15 protein-coding genes are annotated in these 15,166 nt (G+C 64.6%); 9 read left to right on the top strand and 6 right to left on the bottom strand.

The window, feature by feature from the left end:
* Positions 1-31 precede the first annotated feature (31 nt).
* Entirely contained in the window at positions 32-961 is a 930-nt protein-coding gene (locus J7548_RS17000) for a LysR family transcriptional regulator (RefSeq protein WP_290976740.1), read from the bottom strand.
* A gap of 151 nt (positions 962-1,112) precedes the next feature.
* Between J7548_RS17000 and J7548_RS16995 the strand changes: the two genes are divergently transcribed.
* Complete coding sequence (locus J7548_RS16995) at positions 1,113-2,486, top strand: SAF domain-containing protein (RefSeq protein WP_290977358.1); 1,374 nt, start codon at positions 1,113-1,115, stop codon at positions 2,484-2,486.
* A 34-nt stretch (positions 2,487-2,520) separates the two neighbouring features.
* Here the strand turns inward: J7548_RS16995 and J7548_RS16990 are convergent, their stop codons facing one another.
* Together J7548_RS16990 and J7548_RS16985 are read right to left on the bottom strand one after the other, a co-directional pair.
* Positions 2,521-4,752 carry a TonB-dependent receptor gene (locus J7548_RS16990; protein WP_290976737.1) on the bottom strand — a complete coding sequence of 744 codons (2,232 nt, stop codon included), beginning with the start codon at positions 4,750-4,752 and terminating at the stop codon, positions 2,521-2,523.
* A gap of 146 nt (positions 4,753-4,898) precedes the next feature.
* A complete protein-coding gene (locus J7548_RS16985; RefSeq protein WP_290976735.1) occupies positions 4,899-5,333 on the bottom strand; it encodes a DUF2946 family protein in 435 nt (144 codons plus the stop codon).
* 290 nt (positions 5,334-5,623) lie between these two features.
* Between J7548_RS16985 and J7548_RS16980 the strand changes: the two genes are divergently transcribed.
* On the top strand, positions 5,624-6,184 hold the full coding sequence (locus J7548_RS16980; RefSeq protein ID WP_290976732.1) for a carbonate dehydratase: 561 nt from the start codon (positions 5,624-5,626) through the stop codon (positions 6,182-6,184).
* Positions 6,185-6,187: 3 nt separating this feature from the next.
* Positions 6,188-6,766: a GNAT family N-acetyltransferase gene (locus tag J7548_RS16975; RefSeq protein ID WP_290976729.1), complete on the top strand. Its 579-nt coding sequence runs from the start codon at positions 6,188-6,190 to the stop codon at positions 6,764-6,766.
* Positions 6,767-6,820: 54 nt separating this feature from the next.
* On the opposite strand, the gene uraH is transcribed toward J7548_RS16975, so the two are convergent.
* Positions 6,821-7,174 (bottom strand): hydroxyisourate hydrolase, encoded by a 354-nt coding sequence (gene uraH / locus J7548_RS16970; protein WP_290976726.1) that lies wholly within the window; start codon positions 7,172-7,174, stop codon positions 6,821-6,823.
* A gap of 205 nt (positions 7,175-7,379) precedes the next feature.
* On the opposite strand from uraH, the gene puuE reads away from it, so the two are divergent.
* The 4 genes from puuE (at position 7,380) to J7548_RS16950 (ending at position 10,387) form a co-directional block, all read left to right on the top strand.
* Positions 7,380-8,336, top strand: a complete 957-nt coding sequence (puuE, locus tag J7548_RS16965; RefSeq protein WP_290976723.1) for an allantoinase PuuE — start codon at positions 7,380-7,382, stop codon at positions 8,334-8,336.
* A gap of 178 nt (positions 8,337-8,514) precedes the next feature.
* On the top strand, positions 8,515-9,333 hold the full coding sequence (locus J7548_RS16960) for an outer membrane protein OmpK (RefSeq protein ID WP_290976720.1): 819 nt from the start codon (positions 8,515-8,517) through the stop codon (positions 9,331-9,333).
* 78 nt (positions 9,334-9,411) lie between these two features.
* A complete protein-coding gene (locus tag J7548_RS16955) occupies positions 9,412-10,170 on the top strand; it encodes a class II aldolase/adducin family protein (RefSeq protein WP_290976717.1) in 759 nt (252 codons plus the stop codon).
* 34 nt (positions 10,171-10,204) lie between these two features.
* The gene (locus tag J7548_RS16950; protein WP_290976714.1) at positions 10,205-10,387 is read left to right on the top strand and encodes a 4-oxalocrotonate tautomerase; all 183 of its coding nucleotides are present in this window, start codon (positions 10,205-10,207) and stop codon (positions 10,385-10,387) included.
* An 82-nt stretch (positions 10,388-10,469) separates the two neighbouring features.
* Here J7548_RS16950 and J7548_RS16945 read toward each other — a convergent pair whose 3' ends face one another.
* Positions 10,470-12,671 (bottom strand): TonB-dependent siderophore receptor, encoded by a 2,202-nt coding sequence (locus tag J7548_RS16945; protein WP_290976712.1) that lies wholly within the window; start codon positions 12,669-12,671, stop codon positions 10,470-10,472.
* A 274-nt stretch (positions 12,672-12,945) separates the two neighbouring features.
* Between J7548_RS16945 and J7548_RS16940 the strand changes: the two genes are divergently transcribed.
* Together J7548_RS16940 and J7548_RS16935 are read left to right on the top strand one after the other, a co-directional pair.
* On the top strand, positions 12,946-13,629 hold the full coding sequence (locus tag J7548_RS16940; RefSeq protein ID WP_290976709.1) for a Fe2+-dependent dioxygenase: 684 nt from the start codon (positions 12,946-12,948) through the stop codon (positions 13,627-13,629).
* Complete coding sequence (locus J7548_RS16935) at positions 13,626-14,390, top strand: tetratricopeptide repeat protein (protein WP_290976706.1); 765 nt, start codon at positions 13,626-13,628, stop codon at positions 14,388-14,390. Before J7548_RS16940 ends, J7548_RS16935 begins: the two co-directional genes overlap by 4 nt.
* A gap of 59 nt (positions 14,391-14,449) precedes the next feature.
* Here J7548_RS16935 and J7548_RS16930 read toward each other — a convergent pair.
* Positions 14,450-15,166, bottom strand: a 717-nt coding sequence (locus J7548_RS16930; protein ID WP_290976703.1) for an aromatic amino acid ammonia-lyase, incomplete at its 5' end; no start/stop codon positions are given.

The following is a 15,166-nucleotide window of genomic DNA, read 5'->3' as shown; positions in this document are numbered from 1 at the left end:
CCCTGCTTCCCCGCCTGCCCAGTCTTCGCCCTCAATCGCCCCTCCCTCCGCCGGCCGGTTGCGCCGTGTCCATCCAGAAATCCCTGCCAAGCGCAGCCAGGCGGCTGACGATGAAGTCGGCCACCACCTGTACCCGCACCAGGTCGCGCGCATCGGCGTGCGTGAGCAGCCAGTAGGAACGCGTGAGGCTGATCTCGCCGGGAAGGACCCGGACCAGCCCCGGCTCCCGCCGCGCCAGAAAACACGGCAGCACCCCCAGGCCGACGCCGGCGGCGACCGCCTGCACCTGGCTGATCACATTGGAAATCCGGATGTGCGGCGCCAGCGACGCTGAAATCTCCCCCAGGTAATCCAGCTCGGAAGACCACATCAGGTCTTCGATATAGCCGACCCAGCGATGCCGTTCCAGTTGCCGGCGGGTGACCTCGCCATGTTCGGCCAGGTAGCCGGGGGCGGCATAGATGCCCAGCTCATAGTCGTTGAGGCGGCGCGCAACCAGTCGGCCCTTTTCCGGCCGCGTCATGCTCACCGCGATGTCGGCTTCCCGCTGGGAAAGGCTGAACATGCGCGGGTTGGCTACCAGCTCCACTTCCAGCTCGGGATGCAGGCGCGCCAGCTCCTTCAGCTCAGGCGCCAGGAAATAGGTGCCCCAGGCCTCCGGCGTGCCGATGCGCACCGACCCGGTCAGGCCCTGGGCCGCGTCGTCCTGGCGCGAGCGGATGCGGATCGCCAGGTTTTCCATCGCCTCGGCATCCGGCACCAGGCGCTCGCCTTCGGCGGTCAGCGCATAACCGGCCGAGCGGCGGTCGAACAGCGTGGCGCCGATTGCCTGCTCCAGCCCGGCGATACGCCTGCTCAGCGTGGAATGGTCCACCCCCAGCTTGCGCGCGGCCACCGTCAGGCGCCCGGCGCGCACCACCGCCAGGAAGGCTTGCAGGTCGTCCCAGTCGAATTTCCTCATGGTTTCAGCCTTGTTGGATATGTGATTTACCGCACGACGAATGTGCAAATTCCTGCATTTACGCGCGAAATTCCCAATGCTACCCTTTTCTCCACAAGGATTGCCGGATCGCGGCAACCCACACATCCAACGAGGAGACGGCATGGCAACGATGTTCAATCAACTCAAGGCGCTGGCCGAACAGGGCAAGCCGGTGCGGGTGGGCCTGATCGGGGCCGGCAAGTTCGGCTCGATGTTCCTGTCGCAGGTGCCGCGCACGCCGGGCGTGCACCTGCTGGGCATCGCAGACCTGTCGCCGCAGCGCGCCCGGCAATCGCTGCAGCGAGTCGGCTGGAAAGCCGAACAGTACGCGGCGCGCTCGTGGGACGAGGCGCTGCGGCACGGCATCACCTTCGTGCAGGACGACGCCGAGGCGATGATCGCGCGCCCGGAACTGGACATCGTGATCGACGCCACCGGCAGCCCGGCCGCCGGCATCCGCCATACGCTGCTGTGCTGCCAGCACAAGAAGCACATCATCATGGTCAACGTCGAAGCCGACGCCCTGGCCGGCCCGCTCCTGGCGCGCCGCGCGGCCGAGGCCGGCATCATCTATTCGATGGCCTACGGCGACCAGCCGGCGCTGATCGCCGAGATGGTGGACTGGGCGCGCACCTCAGGCTTCAACGTAGTCTGCGCCGGCAAGGGCACCAAGTACCTGCCGGTCTACCACCAGTCCACGCCGGACACGGTGTGGGGCCACTACGGCTTCAGCGAACAGCAGGTGGCCGGCGGCGACTTCAACCCGCAGATGTTCAACTCCTTCCTCGACGGCACCAAGTCGGCGCTGGAGATGGCCGCCGTCTCCAATGCCTGCGGCCTGCGCCCGGCCGATACCGGCCTGGCCTTCCCGCCCTGCGGCGTGGACGACCTGCCAGGCATCCTGCGCCCGCAAGCGGACGGCGGCATCCTGCCGCATTCGGGGACGGTGGAAGTGGTGTCGTCGCTGGAGCGCGACGGCCGCCCGGTGTTCCGCGACCTGCGCTGGGGCGTATACGTCACCTTCGAAGCGCCCACCGACTACGTGCGCGACTGCTTCGCCCAATACGGCTTGAAGACCGACGCCAGCGGCCGCTTCGCCTCCATGTACAAACCCTACCACCTGATCGGCCTGGAACTGGGCTATTCGGTGGCCAGCATCGCCGTGCGCGGCCAGCCGACCGGCGACACCCGGGGCTTCGCGGGCGATACGGTGGCGGTCGCCAAGCGCGACCTCAAGCCGGGCGAGAAACTCGACGGCGAAGGCGGCTACATGGTCTACGGCAAGCTGATGCCGGCCGCCGCCTCGCTCAGGCACGAGGCGCTGCCCATCGGCCTGGCGCACGGCATCGTGCTGCAGCGGCCGGTCGCGGCCGGCCATACGGTGAGCTGGGCGGACGTCGCCATCGACGCATCGCTCGAGGCGATCCGCGTGCGGCGCGAGATGGAGGATATCTTCCGCAAGGAAATGGGATTGGGCGAGCCGCGCAGGGAAAAGGCCGCCTGACGCCCTTGCCCGGCAAACGACGCTGGCACCACCATCAAAAGTCGTACTTCAGCTCCGCAAACACCGTCCGCTGCGGAAACGGATGGAACAGGAAATAGTCCCGGTTGGTCAGGTTGTCCACGCCGACCGCGCCGCTCCAGTGCCGGTCGAAACGATAGCGCACGCGCGCGTCGAACACGGTGTAGCCGTCGAATCCCTGGTAGGTATGGCTGTTGACATCGGTATTGTCCACCGTCGCGTACACGCGGCCGCTGTAGCGGCCGGCCAGCGTATAGCTCCAGCGGTCGTCCGGCTTGTAGGTCGCCACCAGCGTGGCGCGCCACTCCGGCACATACGGCGTGCGCTTGCCCACGGAAGTGGCGCCGGCAGTGGTCGGCACATAGGTGCTGTTGGCCAGGATGCGGGCATCCACATAGGTCACGCTGCCGTTCAGTGAAAAGCCGCGCAACAGCAAGTCGTTCCGTTCGAAAGCCGCCTCGATGCCGCGCTGGCGCGTCTTGTCGACGTTCTGTGTGAAGGAGGCGACGCCGCCGTTGAAGGATGCCGATTGCGAGATCAGCGCGTCGCTGACGCGTTCCTCGAACAGCGACACCCGCCATTTCCCCTGCCCCTCGGCCAGCGCGCGCTCAATGGCCAGCTCGGTCGACCAGACCTTCTCCGGCTTCAGGTAAGGATTGGCCTGCAAATACACCCCACCCGACAAGATGTTCTGGTACAGCTCGCCCACCGTGGGAAAACGGATGGCTCGGCCACTCGACAAGGTGGCCAGCCACTGGTCGTCGATCGCCCACGCCAGCGACGCCTTGGGGGAGACGCCATTGCTGCTCACCGCCGGCTGGTTGACCGGAAAACCGGCGCCGCTGGCGATGGTGTTGAAGTTATAGCCGCCGAACGCCCGCCATTGCTCGTAGCGCGCCCCCAGCGTGGCCTTGAGCGCCGGGACAAGGCGCCAGACGTCCTGCGCCCACAGCGCCGAGGTCTCGGTCTTGCCGCGCGAGTCGGATGCCAGCGTGCCGCTGCCGCCGGAAACCCAGCTCGCGGTATTCCAGGTCGGCGTGGCCAGCGTATAGCGGTCGTAATGGGCGCCGAAGCTGACCGTATGCGCACCGCGCCGGCCGGCGCCGTCTTCCGGCCGCCAGATGCCCTTGGCGTCGAGCGTGCTCCAGCCGGTGCCGCCGGCATCGGCGATGGTGCCCGCGCCGCCGCCGGCGCCAGCCGGGAAAGCGGCAGTGGAAGTGCGCGTCAGGTCGCGCGAAGCCGACATGGTGGACGCCGCCACCTGCAAATCCCACGCGCCGCCGGTCTTGCTGCGCAACTCCAGGCCTTGCATCCATTGCTGCTGGTCCACGCTGTTGGCGGAAAAACCGTTGCCATAGGCCGGCGCGCCGGCTGCGTTCCTAAGGAAAGTCTGCGGATTGGCGTTGGCCTGGTTCTGCCACATGCCCAGCGTGTAGGTGGCCGTCAGCGTCGGCGTGAAATCGTAGGAAAACTTCAGCCGCGCCGTATCCTGCACGGTGTGCGTAAGGTTGCCCGCACCCAGCACGTAGATCGGCTTGCCGGTGCGGTCCTGCGCGGCCACTGCGCCGGTCGTGCCGGCCGGAGCGGCGCCGGAGGTGATATAGGTCACCGGCGGCGAAAAACTGTCCAGGTGGTTGGCCGAGAAACGCCACGCCAGCGCCCCGCTGCGGTCGCCCAGCGAAACGTTGTACTCCTGCGCCCGGTAGGTGCCGCCGCTGCCGTACTGGCTGAAATCCTGCTGCGAATACAGTGCCTTGACGCTGGCCTCGAAACGCTCCGGCATGCGCGTGACGATCTCGGTCACCGCGCCGTAGGAGTTGCCCGGGTACTCGGCGGCGAACGGGCCGTACATGACGTCGATGCGCTCGATCTCTTCCGGCGCCACCATGAACCAGCGCGGCGAACCGTTGCCGTTGTTGTTGTTCACCAGCGCCGAGAGCAGGATGCCGTCGGCATACACCAGGCTGCGCGCGCTGGCGTTCACGCCGGTGGTGCGCGTGGCCAGCGGCGATTGGGTGTCGCCGATGTAGCGCTTGCGCACCGTGAGGCTGGGCAGGTACTTCAGCGCATCGGAGGCATCGGTGACGTTGATGCCGTCGGCGGCGGCCGCCGCCGTGACGCTGGCGCTGGTCTGCGGCAGTTGCTTGCGCTCGGCGGCCGAGGCGGTCTCGCGCACTTCGATGGCGGGCAAGGCGTCGGCCGCCTGTGCCAGGACGGCGCCGCTCCAGGCGGACAGCAGGGCCAGCATCAGCGGGCGCGGTTTGAATCGGAAGGATAAGGAATGAACGGCGGATAATTGGCGCATGGCGAACGATAAAAATCGGTAGGCGAGATCGCACGCGCAATCCCGCCTGATGGTCGGCTGACTGGAATTCAGGAGAAAACGAAGGAAGCTCAGGCCGCCGGCGGCGCCCGCGACAAGGCATTGAGCCAGATGAACAGCGGCGATGGCGCCAGATGGAACAGGCGCGGCAGGAAGTACAACGGCTGCAGGACCGCTGCGGCCAATGCCGGCGGCTGGACCGGATAAGACAACTCAGCCTGCAGCAGACAATAAGGGCATGCCGTCATGGCTTTCAGCGGAGCGGGGGCATCGTTGCCGTCCGCGCTTGAAGAAGCGCTTGCCGCGTGAGAGAGCGCGGCGCTCGCGGGGATGGAATAAGCGGTGCAAATGTCCTGCAGAAAAGTCCGCTGGCCATCGGCCATTGCACTCGCCAGGCGCGCCGCGGCCGGCAGCAGCGCCATGGCAAGCATCAGCAGCACCGCGCTCCATACGGCAGGCGCCGAGAGCAGGATGCGCGTGCACCGATTGTTATATTCATTCCCCATCGCGCGAATCTAGCACGGCCGCCGCAACGCGCGGAGGCGCCCCGTGCGCCCGGTGTCCCAAGCTCCATCCGCTTGCGAAGAAAAACCCTTTCGGCACAAGCACTTAGCGAATCCGGCCGCCACCGGGAAAGGCTGCGACATATTGCCGCAGCCCGCTGCCGGACCGGAATCCACATCCGGGCGGCCGCATGCCAAACAAGGTATGATCGCTACCCGGTTTGCCCTGCCGAACGCGCATTGGCCCGCGGCAACGGCAACCGGCCCATTCCAGATCCAGGAGAGCGTCCCCCATGCTACGCCGCAACCCATCGGGCCACCGGCCCCAAGTCCACGAATCCGCCTATGTCGACCAGACCGCCATCCTGTGCGGCAAGGTGATCGTCCATGAGAATGTCTTCATCGGCCCCTACGCCGTGATCCGCGCCGACGAAGTCGACGCCAACGGCGAGATGGAAGCCATCGTCATCGGCGCCCACTCCAACATCCAGGACGGCGTGGTAATCCACTCCAAGTCCGGCGCCGCCGTCACCATCGGTGAGCGCACCTCGATCGCCCACCGCGCCATCGTCCACGGCCCCTGCAGCGTCGGCGACGAAGCCTTCATCGGCTTCAACAGCGTGCTGTTCAACTGCAGCATCGGCAAGGGCTGCGTGGTGCGCCACAACGCCGTGGTCGACGGCTGCGACCTGCCGCCGGGCTTTTACGTCCCCTCGACCGAGCGCATCGGCCCCAAGACCGACCTCTCGACCATCGGCCGCGTCTCGGAGGCCGCCTCCGAATTCTCGGAAAACGTGGCCCGCACCAACAATGAACTGGTGCAGGGGTACAAGAAACTGCAGAACGAGTTCTGATCCATGCCTGCCTGGCAGACATCCTTGCAAACGCCCCGACTGGCCTTGCGCCCGGCGGGTCTGCAAGATGCTACGGCACTACTGGACTATCGGCTGCGCAACCGCGAGCGGCTGCAGGCATGGGAACCGGAACGCGCCCCGGCCTTCTTTACCCTTGCCGCTGCCGAGGCCCAGTTGCATGAACAAGCCGACCAGATGCAAAACGGCTCGGCGCTGCATCTGCTGTTCTCCCTGCAAAACCAACCGGCAGCCATCGCCGGCATCTGCAGCTTCACCAACATCATCCGCGGCCCCTTCCAAGCCTGCCATCTCGGTTTTTCCATCGATGCGGCGAGCGAAGGACAAGGCCTCATGCACGAAGCGCTTGCATGCGCACTGGCCGTTGTTTTCAACGAATTGCATCTGCACCGCGTAATGGCCAACCATCACCCGGAAAATCTGCGCAGCGCACGGCTGCTGGCCAAACTTGGATTTGAACGGGAAGGCTTGGCACGCGCTTATCTGCATATCAATGGCGTATGGGCGGATCATGTCCTGACCTCCCGGGTCAATGATCGTTACGTCCATACGACACCGGCCTAATAAAAAATCCGGCCTAGAAGACCGGATTTCTCATCGTTTGCGGGCAACGCCGAATCAGCTTCCCCGATACGTAGAATAAGCCCAGGGCGACACCACCAGCGGCACGTGGTAGTTCTGCGCCGGATCGGCGATGCCGAAGGCGATCACCACTTCGTCGACGAAACGCGGCGACGGCACGTCCACGCCTTGCGCGGCGAAATAGTCGCCGGCGGCGAACACCAGCTCATACTTGCCGGCGCGCACCTCGTCGCCGGCCAGCAGCGGTTCGTCGCAGCGGCCGTCGCTGTTGGTGACGGCATTCTTGATCAGGCGCTTGTTGCCGCCCTCGACCGCGTACAGCGCCAGCCTCACGCCGACACCCGGCTTGCCTTTGGTGATGTCCAGCACGTGCGTACTCAGTTTGCCCATGGTGTTTCCTTTCCCTTGTTCGTTTGGTGGCGATTGCGCGATCCAATGCCGATGGCATGGCGATGACGGCAAATGATATACCGCAGCCTTCAAGTCCATATACGAGCCACCTTATACCGCCCATCCATTCTGCGGACATAATGCCTTACCCGTGCCGCCCCAAACAGGTGCGCGCAGCAGAAAAAATCAAGACAAGGCAGGAGACATGAAAGACCCCAACTACCCCCGCGACCTGACCGGTTACGGCCGCCATGTGCCGCATGCGCACTGGCCGGGCGGCGCGCGCATCGCCCTGCAGTTCGTGCTGAACTATGAAGAAGGCGCGGAAAACTGCGTGCTCGACGGCGATGCCGGTTCCGAGACCTTCCTCTCCGAGATCATCGGCGCGCAAAGCTTCGCGGCGCGCCACATGAGCATGGAATCGATCTACGAATACGGCTCGCGCGCGGGCTTGTGGCGCCTGCTGCGCATGTTCGAGGAACGCCGCCTGCCGCTGACCGTGTTCGGCGTGGCGCGCGCCCTGCAGCGCAACCGCGAAGCCACCGCCGCCTTCCTTGAGCTGGGCCATGAGATCGCCTGCCACGGCCTGCGCTGGATCAGCTACCAGAACACCGACGAAGCCACCGAACGGCGCCACATCGCCGAAGCCGTGCAGATCATCCGCGAACTGACCGGCGCCGCGCCGCTGGGCTGGTACACCGGCCGCGACTCGCCCAACACGCGCCGCCTGGTGGCCGAGCACGGCGGCTTCGCCTACGACGCCGACAGCTATGCCGACGACCTGCCCTACTGGGAAGACGTCAAGCTTTCCGATGGCGCGAGCGCGCCGCAACTGATCGTGCCCTATACCCTGGACACCAACGACATGCGCTTCGCCGCGCCGCAGGGTTTCAACTCCGGCACGCAGTTCTTCGACTATCTGAAGGACGCCTTCGACACGCTGTACCGCGAAGGCGACCCGAACGGCCTGGACCGGCCCAAGATGCTGTCGGTCGGCCTGCACTGCCGTCTGGTCGGCCGTCCGGCACGGGCGGCGGCGCTGGCGCGCTTCCTCGACTATGTTTGCAGCCACGACAAGGTCTGGGTCACGCGCCGCATCGATATCGCCCAACACTGGCGCAAGACGCACCCGTACGCTCCCTCCGCATCCAACAGAAGCTGAGGATCGAACACTGCCGGCCCACCCCTGTCGGCAATCCGTCACACCGATCGATCGCCTGCTTTGCGCAGGCATGGGATGCGTGTATTCTGCGCATCTGATTTTTTGCCCGACCGCCGTGGCGGCACCACGGAACCGCGCATTCAAACAACAACAAACACCCAATAATGGAGGAGACACCATGCAACAAACATCCCGGCGCATCCACGGCGTCATCGCAGCCGGCCTGCTGGCGGTATCCGGCTCGGCGGCGGCCCTCGACTGGTCCGACAATGCGGTCGGCTACCGCTATGGCACCCGTTTCGCCGAGCCGTACAACCCGAACGACATCAGCAAGAACATCGTCAACTTCACCCACGCCAGCGGCTACAAGTACGGCACCAACTTCCTCAACGTCGACCTGCTGATGTCCGACAACAAGGATGACAACGCCCGCGAAGTCTACGTCACCTACCGCCACACGCTGGACATCGGCAAGATCTCGGGCAAGGACCTGTCCTTCGGCCCCGCGCGCGGCGTCGGCCTGACGCTGGGCTTCGACTGGAACACCAAGAACGACAGCGGCTACGGCTCCAAGAAGCGCATGTGGGTGGTCGGCCCGACCCTGATGATGGACGTGCCGGGCTTCCTCAACGTCAGCCTGCTGGCGCTGTTCGAAAGCAACCAGCCGCGAACCATCTCCAGCCGCTACAACTACGATACGCACCCGATGCTAAACCTGGCCTGGGGCATTCCCTTCGGCGACTCGGGCTTCGCCTTCGAAGGCTACATGAACTACATCGCCTCCAAGGGCAAGAACGAATTCGGCGGCCCGACGTCTCCCGAACTGAACTTCGACGGCCAGGTCATGTACGACATCGGCAACACCATGGGCCTGGGCAAGAAAAAGCTGCGCCTGGGTCTGGAATACCAGTACTGGCGCAACAAGTTCGGCAACCCGCACGAAGTGCCGGGCTCGCTGGCCAAGACGCCGATGGTACGCCTCGAATACCACTTCTAAGAACCTGTTCATCCCTGCTGGAAGCGGTCGGGGGAATCGCGTAAGCTGCGGTTTTCCCCGGCCGCTTTTTCATTCGCCATGCAAGCCAACGACATCCCTCCGGCCGGCATCAGCCCGGCCGAATGGCAGGTCCGCCGCGACCTCGCCGCCTGCTACCGCCTGTGCGCCCTCAACGGCTGGGACGATGTGGTCTACACCCACATCTCGGCCACCGTGCCGGGCGAACCCCAGCATTTCCTGATCAATGAATTCGGCCTGGCCTTCGACGAGATTTGCGCCTCCAACCTGGTCAAGATCTCGCTCGACGGCGCAGTGGTCGACGGCAGCCGGCGCCGCGTCAACGCCAGCGGCTTCGCCATCCATGCCGCGGTGCACGCCGCTCGGCCCGATGCGCACTGCGTGCTCCACCTGCACAACGTCAACGCCATCGCGGTCGGCATCCAGCCGCAAGGCCTGCTGCCGCTGTCGCAGCACGCGCTGCGCTTTTACGAACTGCTGGGCTACCACGATTACGAAGGCCTGGCGCTGACGCCGGCCGAGCAGCAACGTCTGGTAGCAGCGCTAGGCGATCGCCCGGCCATGCTCCTGCGCAACCACGGCAGCCTGGTGTGCGGACGCACCGTGGCCGAGGCCTTCGTGCTGCTCGATACGCTGGACAAGGCCTGCGCCATCCAGCTCAAGGCCCTGGCCGGCGCGCCCTACCCGCACCAGCCGCCGGCGCCGGTCTGCCGCAAGACGCGCGACCAGCTGCTAGGCGACGGCAGCCCGGAAGGCGCGCTCGAATGGCCGGCCCTGCTGCGCAAGCTGGAGCGGCTGGACCCCAGCTACAAAGATTGAACCGGCTCTACCCCATTATTTCAAGGAGAAACGCATGCCCACATTCAACATCCAGCTATTCGAAGGCCGCAGCGTGGAACAAAAGCGCGCGCTGGTGAAAGCCATCACCGAGGTCACCTGCGAGACCCTGCAATGCTCGCCGGAGTCGGTAGACATCATCATCCAGGATGTAAAGAAAGAAAATTGGGCGACCGGCGGCAAGCTCTGGTCGGATTGAAGTTCCGATATTAAATCCCGATATCGGCAGGTAAAAAAATAGCCCCTTGCGGGGCTATTTTCTTTGCTGCGCGCGTCGCGGATCAGAAGCGGATATTGGCGCTCAGGACCGCCGAGCGGCCCGGTCCCATGTGCGCATAGTGGGTGGTGAAGGCCTGGTCGTAGTACAGCTTGTCGGTCAGGTTCTGCACGTTCAGTTGCAGGGTCACGTTCTTGTCCACGACATAGGTCGCCATCGCGTCGTAACGGACGTAGGACGGCACATACAGGCTGTTGGCCGGATTGCCGAACACGCGCGAGACGTAAAACGCGCCGCCGCCGATGGTCAACTTGGGCAGGACCTGGTAGGTCGTCCACAGGCTGGCGCTGTCTTTGGGCGTATTGGGGAACTGGTTGCCGTTGTTGATCGAGTTGGCCGCCAGCGGCCCATTGTCGACCAGCTTGGCATCCAGGTGGGTATAGCCGCCGAACACCGTCCACTTGCGGGTCAGGTTGCCGGAGATACCCAGCTCGAAGCCGTTCACGCGCTGGGTGCCGGCGACCGCCTGGGTATTGGCGTCCACCGCCACGCGAGCATTGTTCTTCTCGATGCGGAACACCGCGCCGGTCAGCGACACTTGCTTGTTGAGCAGGTCCCATTTGGCGCCGACTTCGGCGGTCTTGGTGCGCTCGGCCGGCAGCGCCTGGTTGGCGGCCGACAGGTTGTCGCCGCCATCGCCCACGCTGGCGCCCGACGGCGTCGAAGCGGTGCCGTAGGAGACATACACGCTGGCTTCCGGCGTGATCTTGTAGACCAGGCCCGCCGTGTAGTTGCGGAAGCTGTCGTTGTTCGAGAAGTTGTTGGCGCCCGTATTCTGTACCGAATGGGTCGAGTAGTTATCCCAGCGCAAGCCCAGGTTCAGGAACAATCGCTTGGTCAGCTCCATCGTGTCGAAACCGTACACCGACTTGGTGATCACGGTCGTGTTGGTGACCGTCGGAGAACGGCTGACCGTGCCGAGGAACGGATCGTTCGCATTGGGGCTGTACAGGCTGGTACACCAGTAATTGGCCAGCAAGGCGGCATTGCAAACCCGCGCCGCCCCGGTTGGCGCGCCCGAGATCACGTAGCTGCCGACATTCGTCTCCTCGTGCGTCAGCTCCAGGCCGGCGGCGAACTTGTGCTTGATGAAACCGGTCTCGAACTCGCCCGTCAGGTCGGTCTGGTTGGTCATGGTAGTGGTGTCCGATACGCGCGACTTGGGCGAACGGAACACATAACCCCGGTTGACGTTGCCGACACTGTCGTCCGGATTGGTGACGATGTAGTCCTGGCTGGTCTTGCCATAGCGGGTGGTATTGCGCAGCGACAGCTGCTTGCTGAAATCATGCTGGAACTGCACCGTGCCGATATCGGTCTGGGTGTTGCGGAAGTCCAGCGCGGTGCGGCCGTAGAACTGGCGCCCCACGTCGATCGGGCCATCCGGATTGGCCTTGCTGCGGGCCGTCCCGCTGTTGCGGTACGGCGTGCTGTAGTCGGGCATGTCGTCCGATTGCAGGTGGTAGTAGCTCAGCGTGACCGAGGTCGGGCTTTCCAGGCCGAACTTGATCGACGGCGCGATACCCCAGCGGTTGACGTCGACCGCGCTCGGGCGCCCCGGCACGCCGCTGTCGTAGTACAGCGCATTGAGGCGGAAGGCCATGTTCTCACCCAGCAGCATGTTGCTGTCGAGCGTGGTGCGCTTGTAGCTGTCGGTGCCCAGGCCGATGTTGACCTCGTTGAATGCCTCCTTCTTCGGCAGCTTGGACACCAGGTTGATGCTGCCGCCCGGGCCGCCGCGGCCGCCCGCTGTACTGTTGGAGCCGCGCGTGACTTCGATGGATTCGATGTTGAACATGTCGCGCGTCTGCGCGCCGGTGTCGCGCACGCCATCGATATAGGTCGCGCTTTGCGCATCGAAGCCGCGGATCAGCGGCCGGTCGCCCAGCGGCGTGCCGCCCTCCCCGGCCGAGAAAGTAATGCCCGGCGTGGTGCGCAGCGCTTCCTGCAGCGAAGTCGAGCCGGTCTGGCTGAGGATTTCCAAGGGGATGACGGTGATCGACTTGGGCGTATCCAGCAGCGGCGCGGTCGACTTCACCGAAGAAGTCCGGTCGACCTTCACGGTGCTGGCCGCAGTGTCGGTCACGACCACTTCAGGCAGGCTGGCATCTTTGGAGGTGTCCTTGGCGGCGCTGGTCTGCGCCATGCCAGGAGTGCTGATCGCGGCGAACAGGGTCGCGACGACGGGAGTGAACCGGCGGTCCATATCTTTCCTTTTTGATTGGTGAAAACAGATGCGGCGAAGGCCTTTGCATGGCATTCACCGCTTCCCCGATGGCGATAAGGGCTGGCGGTTCGAGAAAAAACGAAGTGGCTGGCAGGAATACGACAGGGATGTCGCCTGGATCAGAATGCTTGACTCACCCCAGCGGCGCCCCGTTAATTGTTGTGGGCACAATTATAAATGACAATCATTCTTATTATCATTAAAATCTCTTAAAAAATTTTTACATCCTTCCTCGCTCTACCGAAAGACCGCCATGCTGGTGCACATCCCGGAAGTACTCGACCAAGACGAACTCAAGGCCCTCAGGGAAAAGCTCGATGCCGCCGGCCCCGCCTGGGTGGACGGCCGCGTCACCGCCGGCTACCAGGGCGCGCCGGTCAAGTTCAACCAGCAGATCGACGAGCGCTCGGAAGTCGCCCGCCAGTGCCAGCAGATCGTGCTGGCGGCGGTCGAAGGCCACTCCACCTTCATCAGCGCCGCCCTGCCCAATGCCGTCTATCCGCCGATGTTCAACCGCTATGGCGAGGGAATGGCCTTTGGCGAACACATCGACGGCAGCATCCGCATGCTGCCCGACGGCCGCAAGCTGCGCACCGACCTGTCCGCCACCCTGTTCCTGAGCGGGCCGGATGAGTACGACGGCGGCGAACTGGAAATCCACGATACCTACGGCCTGCACCGCGCCAAGTTCGCGGCCGGCGACATGGTGCTCTACCCCGCCACCAGCCTGCACCGGGTCACCCCGATCACGCGCGGCCTGCGGGTAGCCTGCTTTTTCTGGATACAAAGCCTGGTGCGCGACGACACCCGGCGCACCCTGATGTTCGACCTGGACAACGCCATCCAGAAACTCAACGCCACCGAAGCCGACGAAACGGCGCGGCGTACGCTGATCGGCGTGTATCACAACCTGGTCCGCCAGTGGAGCGCCACATGATTGCCCTTCCCGCCCCGCCGCACAGCCGGGAAGCGCTGGATGCCGTAACCGCCGCACAATGGCAAGCCTTGTTCTCCGCTCGCGCGGAGGCGTTGGCGCATTGGCTGCAGGCTGCCGCCGCGCTGGAAGATCCGCAAGCGCAAACCCTGTTCGGGCAACTGCTGCTGGATGGCCGAGGCATCGCGCCGGATGCCGCGCGCGCCTTCGGCTGCTTCGTGCGCGCAGCGGACCGGGGCTGGCCGATGGCGATGAACATGCGCGCCCGCTGCCTCGAACATGGCTGGGGCACGCCATCCGATCCGCCGCAAGCGGCCCATTGGTACCTGCAGGCGGCACAGGCCGGCCTCGACTGGGGCATGTACAACTATGCGAACTTCCTCTCCAGCGGCCGCGTGCTGGAACAGAACCACGCACTGGCGCTGGAGTGGTACCGCAAGGCGGCGGCCCTGGGCCACGCCAAGTCGCTCAACCTGGTGGGACGCTATTACGAGGACGGCATCGTGGTCGAAGCCGACCGCGCCACCGCATTCAGGTACTACCGCGCCTCGGCCGAAGGCGGCGACTTCCGCGGCCAATACAGCTATGCCTGCATGCTGGCCGAACGCGGCCGCATCGACGACGCCAACTACTGGCTGGAGAAGATCGCCGACACCGCCACCGCCGCCTTCATGAAAAAGATCGGCAACGAATTGCAGCTTTCCGGTCATCCGAGCTTTCGCCAGATCGGCGACCGTATGTTGCAGCTGGCGGCATCGCGCTAAGGCCTAAAAAAAACGCCCGGACAAGTCCGGGCGTTTTGCTTGGGCCGTTGCCGAAAGAATCAGACAAACTGCCCGATCTTCGCCACCACCGCATCGCGCACCGATCCGCTGACCACAAAGCCGTGCGCAGCCTGGATGTCGTTGTGGAACCAGCGGTCCCCTTCCAGGCAAGCCGGAATCTGCCGGCGAATCTCGTCATACGCCGCCTGCGTCCCCTGCCCCAGCTTGAAGCCCTTCAACAAGTCTTCCGTCATCGTCAGCGCCTGCGCCGCCAGCAGCATTTCCACCCCGACGATGTATTGCGTGTTCTGCACCACCGTCATCGCCTTGCGCGCACACCAGGTCGAGTTGGAAATGTGGTCTTCGCTGTTGCCCTTGGACGGGATGCTGTCCACGCTGCCCGGCATCGACAAGGTACGGTTTTCCATCACCAGCGAGCTCAGCGAGCATTGCACCACCGGATAGCCGGTGTTGACGCCGCGGATGCCGCTCATCAGGTTGCGCGGCAGGCCCCACGAGAGCGTCGGGTCAATCAGCCGCGCCACCCGGCGTTCGCAGATGCTGCCCAGGTCGGTGATGGCCATGGCCAGCAAGTCCATCGCCTGCGCCAGGTACTGGCCGTGGAAGTTGCCGCCGGAGATGATCTCGAAGCCTTCACCCTCTTCCTTGCTGAAAATCAGCGGATTGTCGGTGGCCGAGTTGGTTTCCTTCTCGATGATGGTGTCGATGTAGTCCAATGCGTCGAACACCGGGCCGTACACCTGCGGCGCGCAGCG

Source organism: Herbaspirillum sp., assembly GCF_017744395.1.
Taxonomy (GTDB): Bacteria; Pseudomonadota; Gammaproteobacteria; order Burkholderiales; family Burkholderiaceae_D; genus Herbaspirillum.
The sequence above is the reverse complement of the archived record's forward strand: the minus strand, read 5'-3'. Positions and strand labels throughout refer to the sequence as shown.

What these genes read in the sequence shown, in the direction of transcription:
- J7548_RS16960 (WP_290976720.1), top strand. Translation starts at nt 8,515, where the DNA reads ATGCAACAAACATCCCGGCGCATCCACGGCGTCATCGCAGCCGGCCTG.
- J7548_RS16935 (WP_290976706.1), top strand. Translation starts at nt 13,626, where the DNA reads ATGATTGCCCTTCCCGCCCCGCCGCACAGCCGGGAAGCGCTGGATGCC.
- puuE (WP_290976723.1), top strand. Translation starts at nt 7,380, where the DNA reads ATGAAAGACCCCAACTACCCCCGCGACCTGACCGGTTACGGCCGCCAT.
- J7548_RS17000 (WP_290976740.1), bottom strand. Translation starts at nt 961, where the DNA reads ATGAGGAAATTCGACTGGGACGACCTGCAAGCCTTCCTGGCGGTGGTG.
- J7548_RS16955 (WP_290976717.1), top strand. Translation starts at nt 9,412, where the DNA reads ATGCAAGCCAACGACATCCCTCCGGCCGGCATCAGCCCGGCCGAATGG.
- J7548_RS16990 (WP_290976737.1), bottom strand. Translation starts at nt 4,752, where the DNA reads ATGCTGGCCCTGCTGTCCGCCTGGAGCGGCGCCGTCCTGGCACAGGCG.
- J7548_RS16945 (WP_290976712.1), bottom strand. Translation starts at nt 12,671, where the DNA reads ATGGACCGCCGGTTCACTCCCGTCGTCGCGACCCTGTTCGCCGCGATC.
- J7548_RS16980 (WP_290976732.1), top strand. Translation starts at nt 5,624, where the DNA reads ATGCTACGCCGCAACCCATCGGGCCACCGGCCCCAAGTCCACGAATCC.
- J7548_RS16995 (WP_290977358.1), top strand. Translation starts at nt 1,113, where the DNA reads ATGTTCAATCAACTCAAGGCGCTGGCCGAACAGGGCAAGCCGGTGCGG.
- J7548_RS16975 (WP_290976729.1), top strand. Translation starts at nt 6,188, where the DNA reads ATGCCTGCCTGGCAGACATCCTTGCAAACGCCCCGACTGGCCTTGCGC.
- J7548_RS16950 (WP_290976714.1), top strand. Translation starts at nt 10,205, where the DNA reads ATGCCCACATTCAACATCCAGCTATTCGAAGGCCGCAGCGTGGAACAA.
- J7548_RS16940 (WP_290976709.1), top strand. Translation starts at nt 12,946, where the DNA reads ATGCTGGTGCACATCCCGGAAGTACTCGACCAAGACGAACTCAAGGCC.
- J7548_RS16985 (WP_290976735.1), bottom strand. Translation starts at nt 5,333, where the DNA reads ATGGGGAATGAATATAACAATCGGTGCACGCGCATCCTGCTCTCGGCG.
- uraH (WP_290976726.1), bottom strand. Translation starts at nt 7,174, where the DNA reads ATGGGCAAACTGAGTACGCACGTGCTGGACATCACCAAAGGCAAGCCG.